Annotated in this window: 14 protein-coding genes and 1 other RNA gene; 9 read left to right on the forward strand and 6 right to left on the reverse strand. The window is 54.3% G+C overall.

All coding sequences use genetic code 11. The features are described from left to right. Window positions 1-103: 103 nt before the first annotated feature. On the forward strand, window positions 104-1,618 hold the full coding sequence (ilvA, locus tag NF683_RS07265; protein ID WP_253921651.1) for a threonine ammonia-lyase, biosynthetic: 1,515 nt from the start codon (window positions 104-106) through the stop codon (window positions 1,616-1,618). Between the two features lie 412 nt (window positions 1,619-2,030). On the opposite strand, the gene NF683_RS07270 is transcribed toward ilvA, so the two are convergent. The 3 genes from NF683_RS07270 to NF683_RS07280 form a co-directional block, all read right to left on the reverse strand. Further along, a complete protein-coding gene (locus NF683_RS07270) occupies window positions 2,031-2,663 on the reverse strand; it encodes a 5-formyltetrahydrofolate cyclo-ligase (RefSeq protein ID WP_089040105.1) in 633 nt (210 codons plus the stop codon). Window positions 2,664-2,697: 34 nt separating this feature from the next. Then, window positions 2,698-2,880, reverse strand: a non-coding RNA gene (ssrS, locus tag NF683_RS07275) — 6S RNA. 51 nt (window positions 2,881-2,931) lie between these two features. Beyond that, window positions 2,932-3,240, reverse strand: a complete 309-nt coding sequence (locus tag NF683_RS07280; RefSeq protein WP_089040104.1) for a cell division protein ZapA — start codon at window positions 3,238-3,240, stop codon at window positions 2,932-2,934. Window positions 3,241-3,444: 204 nt separating this feature from the next. On the opposite strand from NF683_RS07280, the gene NF683_RS07285 reads away from it, so the two are divergent. The 4 genes from NF683_RS07285 (at window position 3,445) to NF683_RS07300 (ending at window position 7,985) form a co-directional block, all read left to right on the forward strand. Continuing rightward, window positions 3,445-4,023, forward strand: a complete 579-nt coding sequence (locus NF683_RS07285) for a UPF0149 family protein (RefSeq protein ID WP_193059899.1) — start codon at window positions 3,445-3,447, stop codon at window positions 4,021-4,023. A gap of 14 nt (window positions 4,024-4,037) precedes the next feature. Continuing rightward, window positions 4,038-5,378 carry a Xaa-Pro aminopeptidase gene (gene pepP / locus NF683_RS07290; protein ID WP_253921652.1) on the forward strand — a complete coding sequence of 447 codons (1,341 nt, stop codon included), beginning with the start codon at window positions 4,038-4,040 and terminating at the stop codon, window positions 5,376-5,378. 86 nt (window positions 5,379-5,464) lie between these two features. Further along, window positions 5,465-6,703 (forward strand): 2-octaprenyl-6-methoxyphenyl hydroxylase, encoded by a 1,239-nt coding sequence (gene ubiH / locus NF683_RS07295; RefSeq protein WP_193059897.1) that lies wholly within the window; start codon window positions 5,465-5,467, stop codon window positions 6,701-6,703. 25 nt (window positions 6,704-6,728) lie between these two features. Next, the gene (locus tag NF683_RS07300; RefSeq protein ID WP_253921653.1) at window positions 6,729-7,985 is read left to right on the forward strand and encodes a UbiH/UbiF/VisC/COQ6 family ubiquinone biosynthesis hydroxylase; all 1,257 of its coding nucleotides are present in this window, start codon (window positions 6,729-6,731) and stop codon (window positions 7,983-7,985) included. On the opposite strand, the gene NF683_RS07305 is transcribed toward NF683_RS07300, so the two are convergent. The 3 genes from NF683_RS07305 to gpmI all read right to left on the reverse strand — a co-directional run bounded on the left by NF683_RS07305 (window position 7,982) and on the right by gpmI (window position 12,075). After that, window positions 7,982-9,283: a S41 family peptidase gene (locus tag NF683_RS07305; RefSeq protein ID WP_193059895.1), complete on the reverse strand. Its 1,302-nt coding sequence runs from the start codon at window positions 9,281-9,283 to the stop codon at window positions 7,982-7,984. The two genes, NF683_RS07300 and NF683_RS07305, sit on opposite strands and share 4 nt — an antisense overlap. Before the next feature lie 87 nt (window positions 9,284-9,370). Then, on the reverse strand, window positions 9,371-10,513 hold the full coding sequence (locus NF683_RS07310) for a murein hydrolase activator EnvC family protein (protein WP_456362355.1): 1,143 nt from the start codon (window positions 10,511-10,513) through the stop codon (window positions 9,371-9,373). Beyond that, on the reverse strand, window positions 10,513-12,075 hold the full coding sequence (gene gpmI / locus NF683_RS07315; RefSeq protein ID WP_253921655.1) for a 2,3-bisphosphoglycerate-independent phosphoglycerate mutase: 1,563 nt from the start codon (window positions 12,073-12,075) through the stop codon (window positions 10,513-10,515). Before gpmI ends, NF683_RS07310 begins: the two co-directional genes overlap by 1 nt. Before the next feature lie 251 nt (window positions 12,076-12,326). Between gpmI and NF683_RS07320 the strand changes: the two genes are divergently transcribed. The 4 genes from NF683_RS07320 (at window position 12,327) to NF683_RS07335 (ending at window position 15,060) form a co-directional block, all read left to right on the forward strand. Continuing rightward, entirely contained in the window at window positions 12,327-12,749 is a 423-nt protein-coding gene (locus NF683_RS07320) for a rhodanese-like domain-containing protein (RefSeq protein WP_030071716.1), read from the forward strand. 70 nt (window positions 12,750-12,819) lie between these two features. Beyond that, window positions 12,820-13,329, forward strand: coding sequence for a protein-export chaperone SecB (gene secB / locus NF683_RS07325; RefSeq protein WP_009102012.1), 510 nt, complete (start codon window positions 12,820-12,822; stop codon window positions 13,327-13,329). 2 nt (window positions 13,330-13,331) lie between these two features. Further along, a complete protein-coding gene (locus NF683_RS07330) occupies window positions 13,332-14,087 on the forward strand; it encodes a 16S rRNA (uracil(1498)-N(3))-methyltransferase (RefSeq protein WP_089040096.1) in 756 nt (251 codons plus the stop codon). 268 nt (window positions 14,088-14,355) lie between these two features. Further along, entirely contained in the window at window positions 14,356-15,060 is a 705-nt protein-coding gene (locus NF683_RS07335; protein ID WP_089040095.1) for a CvfB family protein, read from the forward strand. Window positions 15,061-15,074 lie beyond the last annotated feature (14 nt).

Here is a 15,074-nt window from a genome sequence, read left to right on the forward strand (position 1 = left end):
ACTGCCGATGGAAACGCCGCTAGACGACGCTAGGCGTAATCTGCTACCAATAAAGGCTTTGCTCTCTCCCGTCAGGGTCACGTTATTTTTTTGGGATTCCCGCATGCTCGAAGCAACCGTCAAAAAGATCCTCCAAGCCCGCGTTTATGAAGCCGCTTGTGAGACCCCTATTTCACCCGCTCCCTTTTTGTCGCGTCGTTTCAATAACCAAATTTTGATTAAGCGCGAAGATCTTCAGCCAGTGTTTTCTTTCAAGATTCGTGGTGCTTACAACAAAATGGCCCAGCTAACTGAAGAGCAGAAGGCCAAGGGCGTGATTGCAGCATCGGCGGGCAATCATGCCCAGGGTTTGGCTATGGCAGCCAAGCTGATGGGGGTGAAGGCGGTTATTGTGATGCCGCGTATTACGCCCGATATTAAGGTTCAGGCAGTACGTGCCCGCGGCGCTAAGGTTATTTTGAAAGGTGATGCATTTGCTGCTGCTGCTGAGCATGCTCAAGAATTGATTAAAGAGCATGGCTATACCTATATTCCGCCGTTTGATGATATCGATGTGGTCGCAGGTCAGGGCACCATTGGTGTTGAAATTCTGCGCCAGCACAGCGGCCGTCTAGACGCTATTTTTATTCCTGTCGGTGGCGGCGGCTTAATCGCAGGCGTCGCGGCGTATGTGAAATATCTGCGCCCAGATATCAAAATCATTGCCGTAGAAGCCGAAGACAGTGCCTGTTTAAAAGCCGCGCTAGAAGCCGGGGAGCGGGTCGTGCTGGATCAAGTTGGCGTGTTCGCGGAAGGGGTCGCCGTCGCGCAAATCGGTGAAGTGCCTTTTTCTTTAGTACGTGACTTAATCGATGACGTTATCACGGTGAATACCGATGAGATGTGCGCTGCGGTGAAGGATATCTTTGAAGATACTCGCGCCGTGGCAGAAACGTCTGGGGCGCTTTCGCTAGCTGGCTTGAAAAAATATGTGCAGCAAACCGGTGCTGAAGGCGAGACGTTGATATGTATTAACTCTGGCGCGAATACCAATTTTGATCGTTTGCAACATATTGCGGAACGCACCGAGCTGGGTGAGCAGCGTGAAGCGATCTTGGCGGTGACCATTGCGGAAAACCCAGGCAGTTTTAAAAAGTTTTGCCGAACGCTGGGCAAGCGCATGGTCACCGAGTTCAGCTATCGCTATGCAGATAATAACGAGGCCCATATCTTTGTGGGTGTTCAAGTTAAACCGGGTGGGGAAGACCGCCAGGCGGTGATTGATAAGCTTCGTGAAGCTGGCTATCAGGTTGAAGATTTGACCGACAATGAGCTGGCGAAGCTACATATTCGCCACCTTAGCGGTGGTCGGCCTAGCGAGCGCTTTGAAGAAGAGCTCTACCGCTTTGAGTTCCCGGAGCGCCCTGGTGCGCTAATGAACTTTTTAACCCAGCTACCCCATGACTGGAATATTTCACTGTTCCACTATCGAAATCATGGTGCTGCCTATGGTCGTGTATTGGTCGGTATGCAAGTGCCGAGCAGTGATCAAACCCATGTTGCAGAGTACTTAGATGCGATTGGCTACCGTTATTGGTGGGAGAGTGATAACCCAGCGTATCGGCTCTTCATGGCGTAAATAATTGTAAGTACTTACTAACCCCAGGATGCAGGGCTGTTAAGAAAAGTGAATTTTTGAAAACGTTTAATGGCGTATTAAAAATAGCACTGAAAGCAGTTGTCAGTCCTCCCCTATAGCCCTATAGTCGTGGGCGAAATTAATGAGGTGCGTCATCTTTTTAGCAGCATTGTCTAGATGACGCATTAAGGACATTTGGCAACCGTGAAAGACGTTGGAGATGAGGCATGCGGCGTAAAAAGCCTGATATGGTGATGGCGCTAACAGTGGTGTTTTTACTTGGAGTACTCGCCACTGGATACGCGCAAGCGCTATCGGGGAGTTAACTTACTAAGTTGATCACAGCGCTTTCAGCGTAAACGCTGCGCCAAGCTAGTCGAGGTTGATATTTAAAACGGGCTGATCATTAAGATCAGCCCGTTTTAGTTGGTCGAATAACCCTTGTGTCACTAGCTATCACGTCCAACGGAATATCCCAAGGTTCGATGGGGAGCGCATCCACCTGTTGGCAGGCGTGAGCAACGCCTATGAGTGTCGGTGCAGGCCCTTGGCGGCGCATAAAAGCGAGGCTGCGATCATAGAAACCACCTCCCATGCCCATGCGATTTGCTTGCTTATCAAAACCTACCAGCGGAACAATAAGCGTATCTAGCGCCCAAGCTGGCAGGCGATTGCGCCTATCGGCGGCAAATCGTGAACAGGGCTCTGCGATGCCAAAACGGTTTTTAACCATGGGGGTAGATTCGCGGTAGGCAACAAACCAAAGGCGATTAGTCGAAAATGGGCGCAATACCGGTAAGTAAATACTTACTTTTCGCTTTCGAAGCCAAGGTATTAATGGTGTCGGGTCTATCTCGCCGTTAACCGGTAAATAAAGGCTAATGCGTTTCGCACGACAAATTTCAGGCAGCCCTTTAAGGCGCTGGCAAAGGGCGGTAGCGGCTTGTTTTTGCTGATCTAGGGAAAGGGTGCGGCGTCTGCGTCTAAGCTCACGACGAAGCGCAATTTTATCGCCGAATGTACTGCGGGCAGCAGTATCGTTCATAACGAGCTACTCGTGATGAGCTAATCAAGACTAAGTGTTCCCCAGAATGCCGCTGTCGTTCTGGCCCTGAACCTACTGGTTCAGGTGGGTGGCCGCAGCCAAACCGTCAGGCTTTCCGACGCACGGACATGCACACGGGTTTGGCTAGCATTTGGCCCCCTGGGTACTTCGCATAGGCTCGAGGGACTATAACGACTGGCGTACACCCCAGAGAACATCTCTATCCTAACAGAGCCAGTGGTAATGCCAAAGAGCCGACAGCAGGTTCTTACGGTTCTTTTTGCTGGCGTGTATCCGCTAGTGCCCGTTCAAGGCGGTCGTTTAGGCGGTTCAGGTTTGCTTCGCTCGCGCGGTGCTCATCCATAATTTCAAGCAACTCATGGGTGATATTCAGCGCTGCCATCACTGCAACCCGCTCGCTGCCAAGGGCATTGCTTTGGGCGTGAATGCCATTCATCGCGCGATCTAAATAGCGAGCAGCACGTTCCAGCTTAGCTTCTTCGCCAGTGTCGCAAGCAATCATGTAGCTGCGACCCAGTAGGGTGATTTCTTTGGTTGGCCGCTTCGCGTTACTCATCAAAAACTCCGGCACAGGTCATTTTATTGACCAATGCGTTAACATCGCTGCATAGGAAGGATAGTTGGCGTTCACTATAAGAGAGCCGCTTATGTGGGGTCAACGCACAGGCGCGCGCGCCGTAAGATTCCTTCTGCGGTTTAACACCCTTAGCGATGTTGTTACGACGACTTCATTCCCCATTTTGTATAGCGAGCAATGCCCATGTCCCTAATCAATGAACGCCAGGATTTTTCTGACGTCGCGGATGTTTTTCTTCTGCATGGAAGTATGCAGTCGCCCGCGTTTTTGGATGGCCGCCTAAGTGGTCTGCTAGCGCTGCGTGATGTGACGGCTGAAGCATGGCTAGAAGAGGTATGCCTAAGCTTAGGGGTCGAGCAGCCGCGAGATCCTGATAGCGCTGAACGCTTACTAGGTTGGCGGCGTCAAACGCTGGAGGCATTGAGCGCCAGCGATTTGAATTACACACCGCTGCTACCCGATGAGCTTTTTTCACTCGCCGAGCAAGCCCAGGGGCTAAAAGAGTGGACGCTGGGTTTTATGGAAGTCGTTGAAGACGTGGCTGATGAAGCGCTACGCGAACGTTGGTCTAAGACGCTTCAAGAAGCCATCGAGGATCTCGCAGGACTCGTACAGATCGAAACCGATATCGAGGATAGTCCTGAAAACGAAAATGATCTATTTGCGCTGACGGAACACGCGCGTATGGCGGCAATGTTGCTCTACACCGAGCAGCACCCAGGAATGCCCCAGGTTGAGCAGACCGACGCCCCCGTTCATTAATACAGGAGTTATCTATGTTACCTGAGTTACTGCCTCGGCCCGCCGCTATTGCGCCTGCAGAGTACCGCCAGCGCCGAGAAGCGCTCATCGCCCAACTGCCTGCCAGTGCTGCGCTAGTGGTGCCAAGCGCTGCCTTGGTAACGCGCTCTCACGATAGCGAATACGCGTTCCGCCAGCAGAGTGATTTTTACTACTTAACCGGCATTCAAGAGCCCGATGCGTTGCTTGTAGTGCTGCCTGGGCGCGAGGCAGGCCAAAGCGTGGTGTTTTGCCAAGACCGCGACGCCACTATGGAAGCCTGGACAGGTAGACGACTAGGCGCCCAGGGCGTTGAGGCTCAGCATGGCATTGACCAAGCGTTTGAAAATGCTCAGCGGGAAGAACTGTTGCCAGATCTATTGGCAGGCCGCGAACTGCTCTACCTGCCGTTAGATAACCCTGAGGCGCTGAATATTGCAGAAGAGGCGTTGGCCTTCGCTCAAGCTGGCCTACGCCGAGGTAAACCAGCATTGAAAGGATGGTTGGATAGCCGCCCGCTTATACATGAGATGCGCCTTATTAAAAGCCCTGCTGAAATTTCCTTAATGCGCCATGCGGCCGCTATTTCAGCAAAGGCGCATACGCGTGCGATGCGTGTCTGCCATCCAGGGTTAAGCGAGTATCAGTTGCAGGCAGAGTTAGAGCACGAATTCGTTTGGCAAGGTGCTAGCGGGCCTGCGTATAGCACCATTGTTGGTGGTGGCGTTAACGCTTGCGTGCTGCACTATATTGAGAACAGCGATACGTTGCAGGCCGATACACTTGTGCTGATTGACGCAGGGGCCGAGTTCGACCTCTACGCTGGGGATATTACCCGTACTTTCCCGGTTAATGGTCGGTTCAATGACGCTCAGCGGGCGCTTTATCAAGTGGTGCTAGATGCGCAAGAGCGTGCAGTGCACGCCGTCAAGCCGGGAGCCACGCTGGCGGATATTCACCAAGGGGTCGTGAGGGATTTAACCGCTGGGCTGATCGGTCTCGGGTTGTTAGAGGGCGATGCGCAGGAGCGCATTGACGATGAGAGCTATCGGCGCTTCTACCTGCACTCTACGTCCCATTGGTTGGGGTTAGACGTGCACGATGTAGGAACTTATCGGTCGGATGAAGAGACGCCGCGCCTGCTAACCGAAGGCATGGTCGTCACGATTGAGCCTGGTTTATACATTCCCAGCGATGATGATATTCCTGCCGCTTACCGCGGAATTGGAATTCGTATTGAAGATGATGTCGTGGTGACCCGTGATGGGCACGAAGTGCTTACGTCAGACGTGCCGAAGCGAATTGCTGATATAGAGCAATTAATGGTTAATAAATAAGCAGTAAAATTCCATTGATATTTGTTTATGTAATTTACATTACGAAATTACATTTGCTGGGTTTGGTTTATCCGTAGGAGATGACAATGCATGGGACTCAGCAGGTAAGACAGCAGCAAGCAGCTACGCTCACCCACGATATCGTTATTGTGGGAGGCGGGCTGGTCGGTGCCAGCTTAGGCTGCGCGTTGGCGCCGTTGATTGAGCGCTACGGCTGGCGTGTGGCAATTGTTGAAGCGGCTGCCTTACCTGAAAACGCTGAGAAGTCAGCGTGGCAGCCAAGCTTTGATGCTAGGGCCAGTGCTATTGCTGAAGGCTCTGCCCAACGCTTTCGCCAACTGGGTGTTTGGGAGGCGATGCGTAGTGAAGCTACCCCGATCAAGCGCATTCATATCAGCGAGCGGGGTCGCTTAGGTGCCACGAGGCTTAGTGCTCAGGAGCTGGGAGTGTCGGCATTGGGGCATGTCATTCCGAATGCTTGGATGGGGCGCGTGCTGCATCACCATCTTCAGCAACTGCCGATTGAGTGGCACTGCCCTGCAACGGTGGCGCAACTAATGCCACAAGCTAACGGCCACCGCCTGGTGCTTTCCGATGGCAGTGAACTAACGGCAGCGCTGACTATTCTCGCCGATGGCGGGCGATCTGGACTGAAAGAGCAGTTGGGCATCAGTAGTCGCCACCGCTCTTACGAGCAAACAGCCGTCATTGCCCATGTCGGTATTAGCCAGCCCCACGAGGGGGTTGCCTATGAGCGCTTTACAGCAGAGGGGCCGATCGCACTGCTACCATTGCCTGGCCAAGCGATGGAGCTGGTCTGGACGCATGCCAGCGGCACAGAGCAGGCGCGACTAGCGCTCTCCGATTCGGCGTTTTTACGCCAGCTACAAGCTGCCTTTGGTGATCGAGTCGGGCGTTTTACTCGGGTGGGGCAGCGTTTCAGCTACCCACTTTCGCTGATTACCGCGGAAGAGCCCGTTCGACCTGGGTTGGCGGTGTTGGGAAATGCTGCCCATGCGCTTCACCCGGTAGCGGGTCAGGGGTTCAACTTGGCACTGCGCTCAGTGATGGATCTGGTCGAAGCACTAGCCCAGGGCGCTCAGAACCAGCGTGCTCTTGGTGATATGGACATGCTACTCGCCTTTGAGCAGCGTCGTGCGCAAGACCGAGCCAATGTCATTCGGTTTAGCGATGGGTTAGTGCGTCTATTTGGCTATTCGCTGCCCCTACTGCCGCATGCCCGAGCAGCTGGCCTGGTGGGGCTCAATTTAGTGGGCCCGCTTCGCCGCAGCTTGGCACGCAGAGCAATGGGTCTGGAGCGCTGATGCAACAAGTAGCTAAGGGAACGTTATGAAAACGCAAACAGCGGCAATAGATGTGCCGGTTGAACGTTTTGACGCGGTGATCGTAGGCGCCGGAATGGTCGGCACGGCACTAGCAGGGCTGCTGGCTAACGCTGGGATGCAAGTGGCGTTGGTAGAAACCAAAGCAGCACCACTGCGCTTAGATGCTTTTGGTGGCCATCCGCCTGCCCCCAGGGTGAGTGCACTGACGCCGGTTTCTCAGCGGCTGCTCTCACACTTGAAAGCGTGGCCCGCGATGGCTGCTACTAGGGTAACGCCTTACCGTTATATGCAGGTGTGGGATGCAGAAGGTAGCGGTAGCATCCATTTTTCCGCCGATGAAGCAGGTGCGCCCGTACTTGGGCATATTGTTGAAAACGATGTGACATTGGCCGCGTTAAATGAGCAGGTGCTAGCGCTGCCTTCCGTTAGCACTTTCTTTGGAGTGGGCGTGGAGGCTTTGCAAACCTCTGATAGCGGGCGCTGGCTAGTGCTGGATGATGGCCGACAATTGCATACGCCATTATTAATTGCTGCCGACGGTGCACGCTCCACCATGCGTGAATTGGCAGGGATATCGGTGGCCGAAGAGTCTATGCAGCAAGAGGCTGTCGTTACCACCGTAAGGTGTGAAAAGTCCCATGGCGACACGGCTCGTCAGGCTTTTATCGCTGGCCATCCACTGGCTTTTTTGCCGTTAACAGTGGGCGGTGATGATCGCTACTGTTCGATTGTCTGGTCGACCACGCCTGAGCATGCACATCAACTTACATCGCTCTCTAGTGAGGCGTTGGGGCAGGCGCTAAGTGAAGCCTTTGACTACCGTTTAGGTCAGGTGAGTGCCGTCGATGCGGCCTATCGGTTTCCGCTGATTCAGCGCCACGCCGCTCACTACGTGCAGCCTAATTTTGCCTTGGTGGGCGATGCTGCCCATAGCATTCACCCGCTAGCGGGGCAGGGCGTTAACCTAGGATTTATGGATGCGGCAGTGCTGGCTGAGGAAGTGATTAATGCATGGCAGCGAGGAGCCCCCTGGGGGGCGCTGACCACGCTGAGTCGCTACGAGCGGCGTAGGCGCTTAGATAACAGCGCCATGCTGGGGCTGATGAAAGGGTTTAAAGTGCTTTTCGGTAGCCAAGTGCCTGCATTGACGCTGGCGCGCAATATGGGGATGAGTGGTATGAATCAGTTGGTGCCGATAAAACGACTGGTGATGCGGCAGGCAATTGGAGAGCGAGGACGCCTGCCGCAATCGTGTCGTTAACGACGCCGACGATCCACCACGTTCAATGCTTTGAGTAAGTTCAGCGCTTCACTGAGCTGATAGTCCTCGCGCAGGCGCTGAGACATTTCAGTCCGCTCCCGGGGCATTGCGTCTTGGCCGCTTAGATGACCATCAAGATCAGCTTCGCGAATTTGACGTTGCCCCTCAGCCACTTCCAGCCGGCCGCGTACCACTTCCACGTCAGGCTCGATACCTTGTGCTTGGATTGAGCGCCCATTGGGGGTGTAGTAAAGCGCGGTTGTCAGCTTAAGACCTTCGCCATTGCCAAGCGGCATGATCTGCTGCACGGAGCCTTTACCAAAGCTTTCGGTGCCCATTATCACCCCGCGGCGCTGGTCTTGAAGCGCCCCGGCGACAATTTCAGCAGCCGAGGCGCTACCACTGTTTATCAGTACAACGAGCGGAACATCACCAGCGGGTGTCTCTGGCGATGCCGAAAACGACATTTCGGTGTCAGAAAGACGCCCTTCGGTGTACACAATTAGTCCTTCATCCAGGAACAGGTCGGCAACGCCAACGGCGGCCTGCAAAACGCCACCTGGGTTATTGCGTAAATCGAGAATGAGTCCCTCAAGTGGCTGCTCTCGGGCCATGCGCTCTAACGACCTACGTGCCTGCTCTGGGGTGCGCGACTGAAACTGGCTAATTCGCAAGTAGCCATAGCCTGGCTCCAGCACTTCATGCTTAACGCTTTCATTGCGAATTACTTCGCGCGTTAGTGTGAACTCACGCGGAGACTCTTCACCCGCCCGCAAGACGGAAATACGCAGTTGGCTACCCGGTTCGCCACGCATCAGGTTAACCGCCTCTTGAAGCGATAAGCTGTCAGTTGGCGTTCCATCGATAGCCACAATCACATCGCGGGATAACAGGCCCGCTCGTGAAGCTGGTGTGTCATCGATGGGGGTAATAACTATTAGCTGGCCATTTTCTGTGCCTACTTCAATGCCAATACCGCCAAACTCACCTTGGGTGGATTCGCGCAGGCTTCGGTACTCTTCTTCGTCTAAATAGGCTGAGTGGGGATCTAGTTCGCTGAGCATGCCTCGCATGGCATTACGCAATAACGTGCGGTCGTCAACCTCTTCGACATAGCCGCGTTTAATGCGCTCAAACACCTCAGCAAAGGTCTGGATCTCTTCAAGCGGTAGGTCATCAGCAACGCTATTTGCAGACTGAGCCATTAAGGGGAAAGGAGCAGTCAGCAGTACAAGCGGGAGCAGGGTAGCCAAAAAGCGCTTGGCAGGGGCCGATACCTTGGTAACAGATAGCGTCATGCGGACTCCGCTAGGCGAAAGGCAGCGCCAGAAGGCGCTGCATAAGTTGAGACATGATTGTTAATTCATAGGAGTCAGCTTATCCCGTCAGCGGCGTGCAATCCAACGTTGTGGATTAATTGGTTCACCGCTACGCCGCACTTCGAAGTAAAGCGCGGGGTTGGTCTGCCCGCCGCTGTTGCCGACACGTCCAATTTCAGTGCCACGGCTTACTTGTTGGCCGGGCCGTGCACTAAATTGTTGCAAGTGAGCATAGAGCGTCATGATCTGATCGCCGTGATCAATAATCAGCAGGTTGCCAAAGCCACGCATCCAGTCGGCGAATACCACGCGGCCTGTATGAACGGCTGTTACTGCACTGCCCGAATCTGCTCGAATCACGATACCGTTATAGTGCACGCCGTCTCTACGCTGGAAGGTTGCCGTAATGGCTCCTTGAACGGGCCAGGGTAAATCGCCCCGCGTGCGGGTGATGTGTGTGGTCGGTGTTGGCTCGGCTAAACGAGCCAGCTCCGCTTGTATCGCCCTTAGCTGCTGTTCGGCCTGCTCTCGGCTTTGGTTAAGATCGGCTAAGCGGTCCTCTTCGCTGCCATAGCGGTCATCCAGGGTCGCTACGACGCCACGCCGTTCCTCGGTTCGCTGAGCGAGTATCGTACTTTGCTCTTCTAGCTCGTCGGCTAATGCATCAAGGCGCGTTTGACGCTCGCTAAGCGCTTGCTCGGTATCTGCCAGTGCGGTGTCGAGGCGGCTTATATCCGTAAGGCGTTGCTGACGCGCCTGAGTCAGGCGATTTAGATACGCCTGCATTCGGTCTAGCTCGGCTGGATCGCTTTGGTTAAGGAGCAGTTTTAACTGAGGTGTTGGCCCCAGTCGATAAAGGGCTGCCAGCTGTTGGCTCAGCGCAGCGTATTGTGCTTCACGCTCACCTTCCAAGCGTTTTCGGTGCTGGCGAAGTTGGGTCGTTTCGTCGGCCAGCTGACGGCGCTCAGCCTGAAGTTGATCCAGGCGCTGGTGAGTCTCGGCAAGCTCCGTTTCCACATGGCGCAGCTCGCGCTCGGCGCTATCCCGCGCTTGCCCGGTCGCACTGAGGCGCTGGGCAGCCGCTTCGATCTCCTGGCCAATCGCATCTAACTGTTGGCGCGCGGCATTTTCATTTGGCTGGGCTAAACTTGCTGGCGCATAACCTAACGCCAGCATGAGCGCGACAGCTAACGTCCATCGCATCAGCATCAATCAAAATGAATCAGTGGGTTACCTGTCATCGCTTCGGGCTGAGCCTGGTTCATCATGGTTAACAGCGTCGGCGCTAAATCGCACAGTCGTCCACCTTCCAGCCGCCCATTCTGCTCTCCCACGTAAATCAACGGCACCGTAAAGGTGGTGTGGGCTGTCTGCGGCGCACCTGTTTCCGGATGCACCATCTGTTCGGCATTGCCATGGTCAGCTGTGATCAGGCAAGCACCACCGGCACGTTCAATGGCCTCTACTACCCGGCCAACGCAAGTATCAACGGTTTCAATCGCTTTTACCGCGGCGTTGAAGTCACCGGTATGGCCAACCATGTCGCCATTGGCATAATTGCACACTATTAAGTCAAAGCGACCACTGTCGATAGCGTCCACCAGCTTATCGGTGATCTCAAAGGCGCTCATCTCGGGTTTTTCGTCGTAGGTTTTAACGTCACGGGGGGAGGGCACTAAAATGCGCTCTTCGCCTGCGTACTCGGCTTCATTGCCGCCGGAGAAGAAAAAGGTGACATGGGGATACTTTTCTGTTTCTGCAATACGTAGCTGAGTTAGGCCTCGTTTAGCAACCACTTCCCCCAGGGTGTCGGTGAGATCAGAAGGGGGAAAGGCCGCCGGTGCTGGAATGTTGGCGGCGTACTGGGTCATCGTGACTAAACCGTCGCCAGCCAGTGTAGGACGTACTCGCCGCTCAAAGCCGTTAAACTCAGCCTCAGTGATTGCGCGGGTTAATTCGCGGGCGCGGTCGGAGCGGAAATTGAGGAAAATAGCCGCATCGCCGTCTTGGAGCGTAATGGCGGTGCCATTCAGCGGAATACTGCTAGAAGCGACAAATTCGTCTGTTTCGCCGCGCTGGTAAGCGTCGCGCAGGGCGGTTTCAGCGCTGGAAGCAATAAAGTCAGCGTGACCATCGGTCAGCAAGCGGTAGGCTTGCTCAACCCGCTCCCAGCGGTTATCACGGTCCATTGCATAAAAGCGGCCAATGACTGAGGCAACAAAGCCATTGTCGGCACCTACTAACTCTGCCAAACGTGCATTAGCACGCTCGATCGAGCGGAGCGCACTTTGCGGCGGCATATCGCGTCCGTCTAAAAACGCATGGATAAAAATGCGCTGCGCGCCGCGTCGGGCAGCAAGCTCAGCCATGGCAATAAAGTGATCTTCGTGGCTATGCACGCCGCCGGGAGAAAGCAGCCCAAGTAAGTGAACGGCGCGGCCATTGGCAACGGCCTCGTCGATGGGCTTGGTCAGCACCTCGTTGGTGTCTAGGTCGCCGTCTTCAATTGCTTTGGTAATGCGGGTGAAGTCCTGGTAGACAATGCGCCCGGCACCAATATTCATATGGCCTACTTCGGAATTACCCATCTGCCCGTCAGGCAGGCCCACATGGCGACCATCGGTGTGCACAAAGGCGTGCGGGCGATTGGCCCACAGTTTGTCCATGTTAGGCGTATTAGCTGCGGCCACTGCGTTGTGGGCGCTATCGGGATTGTGGCCGTAGCCATCTAAAATGATTAGCGCCACGGGGCGCGGTGCAGTTGTAGCCATGAAAACCTCGTTATGTTGGTCAGCCAAGCGACATGAGGTGCTGTTTGAAACGTTGGTGAAGGTTGCTCAAACAGTTTTCAGACAACACCTTATAATCAGGGTCGCGACAGGCGCGCGCATGGGGCATCATAACGCAGGCAGCCGTTGGGCGTCATGGCCTGCGCGGTATGCCGTGTGACGTGTATACTTGTTGCGTTTCTGGAGGCGGCTAGGCCGCTTTTTTCTGCATAGACCAAGAGATTGTGTTCACGATGATCGATCAGCTGTTCGAATTCGTAATGAACCACCCCCTACTTGTCGGGGCGTTTTTGCTGGTATTAATAGCATGGGTGGCGTACGAAGCGCGCAGCGCCGCCACGCATGCTGTGACCTCTACACAGGCGACTCAGCTTATTAACCGTGAAGATGCGGTGGTGCTGGATATCCGTGAAAGCAAAGACTTTAAAGCAGGACATATTGCAGGTGCACGCAATATTCCTCAAAGCAGCCTCGACAGCCGCATGAATGAACTGGAGAAAGTGAAAAGCCAGCCGATCATCGTGGTATGTAAGCATGGCCAAAGCTCTGGTGCTGCCCAGGCAAAACTTGCTAAGGCAGGTTTTGAACGTGTCAATAAGTTAAGAGGTGGCATGGTGCAGTGGCAGGCCGATGGTCTTCCGGTGGTAAAAAAGTAATTAAGTAGCAAGTATTTAACCGTGCGCTGTCGCGCAATTTTTTAGCAGATGAACAATTAGGAGTATCCCAATGGCGGAAGATAACAACACCCCGCAGGCAGGCGCCGCAGAAGGTGAAAAGCCTCAGCTGAAGTTCTCTTTACAGCGTATCTATGTGAAAGATATTTCCTTTGAAGCGCCGAACTCACCTTCCGTATTCAAGCAGGCATTTAAGCCTAAGGTGAATCTGGATCTGAACACCACTAGCCAGAAAATAGCCGACGACCAGTACGAAGTGGTTGTAAAGGTGACTGCCCAGGTTAACGATAGCGAAACTGGCACTACGTCGTTTCTTGCAGAAGTAGAGCAAGCTGGCCTGTTCCGTATTTCTGGAATTGAAGGGGCACAGCTGGAACAAACTCTGGGTGCATTCTGCCCCAACTTGCTGTTCCCTTATGCTCGTGAATGCGTTGACAACCTGGTCAACCGTGGTGGTTTCCCGCCGCTAATGCTGGCGCCGGTGAATTTTGAAGCCATGTACGCTCAGCGCAAGCAGCGTGAAGCGCAGCAGGCTCAGCAAGCAGCCGAGAATACTCACTAAGTATGCATGCTGCTGACTGGGTTGCCTTACACGGCAAAATGCCCCGCCTTTATGTGCCCGCTGAGTTTGCAGTGGGCGCAACCATTACTCTGCCTGACGGCCCGGCGCGGCATGTGACGCGGGTGCTACGGTTGGGCGAAAGTGCACCGCTGATGCTGTTTGATGGCAACGGCCAAGAGGCTGGCGTGCGCTTAGCCGATGTTGGTCGCAAGCAAACGACAGTGATCATCGAGGCTGTCTGGCCGGGTAGTGGCGAATCGCCGTTAGCGGTGCACCTTGGCCAAGCGATCTCGAAAGGCGACCGGATGGATTATGCCATTCAAAAAGCCGTTGAGCTTGGCGTTGCAGCGATTACCCCGCTCTACACAGAGCGGGGCGATGTACGTCTCAAGGGCGATCGTGAAGAAAAAAAACTGGCTCACTGGCAGGCGGTTGCGGCGAGTGCTTGTGAACAGAGTGGGCGAGCGGTTGTCCCCCCCGTCTATCCACCAAAAGCGCTGGATGATTGGCTGGCCGAGCGGCAAGAGCCGTTACGCTTGATGCTTCACCTAGCGACTGGCAATGTATTTTCGCAACAGCCATGCCCTGCTGCAGTAGCACTCTTAATCGGCCCAGAGGGTGGCTTAAGTGCTGCGGATATTAATGCGGCCACTGCCAGTGGCTTTACACCGCTGACGCTCGGCCCAAGAGTATTGCGTACTGAAACGGCGCCTGTTGTTGCGTTAACGCTGCTACAGCACCACTTTGGTGATGTGTAAGTACTCACTTTTCAGCGCTCACTTCTCTGTACCCACTTGTAAGAGCTCATCTTTAAATATTTATTCTTAAGGGCCTATTCTTAAGGAATATTTTAGGGGCTTATTTTTTAGCGGTACGCGTAAGTGAGTGCTTACTAGCTGGCTGATGCCCTGCTGAGTGGTGTCGATCGCTGTTTATGCGCTGTCGAATTTACGTATACCGGCTGCGCTTTGCCTTGCGTGCGCAAGGCACCATAATGAAGGTCTACTTTCTGTAAGGACGGTACCTATGGTCCGTGAGTCTCACTCTTCTCCCCGTTCCGCAAGCGACGCCGCTGCTCAGCTGGGTGACGTAGCCTATTTGACCGTGACGGCGGTCAATAGCACAGGGGCGTTTCTGCAATGGGGACAGCCCAAAGATGTACTGCTGCCTTATAGCGAGCAGCGCTTTCGCCCCGATCCCGGTAAGCGGGTACTGGTAATGCTGTATAGCGATGACCAAGGGCGGCCTGTGGCTACCATGCGCCTGGATCGTTTTTTGACAGACGATGCTTGGGCGCTGGAAAAAGGTGATGAAGTGGCTGTGGTGGTAGCTGACCGTACTGACCTTGGGATGAAGGTAGTGGTTAACCACCGTTATTGGGGATTAATCTATCAAGATGATATTACCCAGCCGCTGCGCCGCGGGCAGTCGCTGAAAGGTTATGTAAAGCAACGCCGCGAAGATGGTCGTGTCGATATTTGCCTGCTCCCCCCGGGTGTGGCTCGCTTAGATGTAGTGGGTGATAAAGTATTGCAGGCGCTACGTGAAAGTGGTGGTTATCTAGCGTTGGGTGATAAAAGCTCCGCGCATGATATTAAGACGCGATTAGGTGTTAGCAAGAGTGCTTACAAGCAGGCCATTGGGCGACTTTATAAGCAGCAGTTAATTACCCTAGAGCCTGGTGCTATCCGGCTTGTACCGGGGGCGTTAACGGGCGGGCAAGACGAGTAGTCCCTAGCGACGGT

The sequence above is a fragment of the Halomonas sp. MS1 genome (assembly GCF_024182575.1).
GTDB lineage: Bacteria > Pseudomonadota > Gammaproteobacteria > Pseudomonadales > Halomonadaceae > Vreelandella.

What these genes read in the sequence shown, in the direction of transcription:
- ilvA (WP_253921651.1), top strand. Translation starts at nt 104, where the DNA reads ATGCTCGAAGCAACCGTCAAAAAGATCCTCCAAGCCCGCGTTTATGAA.
- NF683_RS07270 (WP_089040105.1), bottom strand. Translation starts at nt 2,663, where the DNA reads ATGAACGATACTGCTGCCCGCAGTACATTCGGCGATAAAATTGCGCTT.
- NF683_RS07280 (WP_089040104.1), bottom strand. Translation starts at nt 3,240, where the DNA reads ATGAGTAACGCGAAGCGGCCAACCAAAGAAATCACCCTACTGGGTCGC.
- NF683_RS07285 (WP_193059899.1), top strand. Translation starts at nt 3,445, where the DNA reads ATGTCCCTAATCAATGAACGCCAGGATTTTTCTGACGTCGCGGATGTT.
- pepP (WP_253921652.1), top strand. Translation starts at nt 4,038, where the DNA reads ATGTTACCTGAGTTACTGCCTCGGCCCGCCGCTATTGCGCCTGCAGAG.
- ubiH (WP_193059897.1), top strand. Translation starts at nt 5,465, where the DNA reads ATGCATGGGACTCAGCAGGTAAGACAGCAGCAAGCAGCTACGCTCACC.
- NF683_RS07300 (WP_253921653.1), top strand. Translation starts at nt 6,729, where the DNA reads ATGAAAACGCAAACAGCGGCAATAGATGTGCCGGTTGAACGTTTTGAC.
- NF683_RS07305 (WP_193059895.1), bottom strand. Translation starts at nt 9,283, where the DNA reads ATGACGCTATCTGTTACCAAGGTATCGGCCCCTGCCAAGCGCTTTTTG.
- NF683_RS07310 (WP_456362355.1), bottom strand. Translation starts at nt 10,513, where the DNA reads ATGCTGATGCGATGGACGTTAGCTGTCGCGCTCATGCTGGCGTTAGGT.
- gpmI (WP_253921655.1), bottom strand. Translation starts at nt 12,075, where the DNA reads ATGGCTACAACTGCACCGCGCCCCGTGGCGCTAATCATTTTAGATGGC.
- NF683_RS07320 (WP_030071716.1), top strand. Translation starts at nt 12,327, where the DNA reads ATGATCGATCAGCTGTTCGAATTCGTAATGAACCACCCCCTACTTGTC.
- secB (WP_009102012.1), top strand. Translation starts at nt 12,820, where the DNA reads ATGGCGGAAGATAACAACACCCCGCAGGCAGGCGCCGCAGAAGGTGAA.
- NF683_RS07330 (WP_089040096.1), top strand. Translation starts at nt 13,332, where the DNA reads ATGCATGCTGCTGACTGGGTTGCCTTACACGGCAAAATGCCCCGCCTT.
- NF683_RS07335 (WP_089040095.1), top strand. Translation starts at nt 14,356, where the DNA reads ATGGTCCGTGAGTCTCACTCTTCTCCCCGTTCCGCAAGCGACGCCGCT.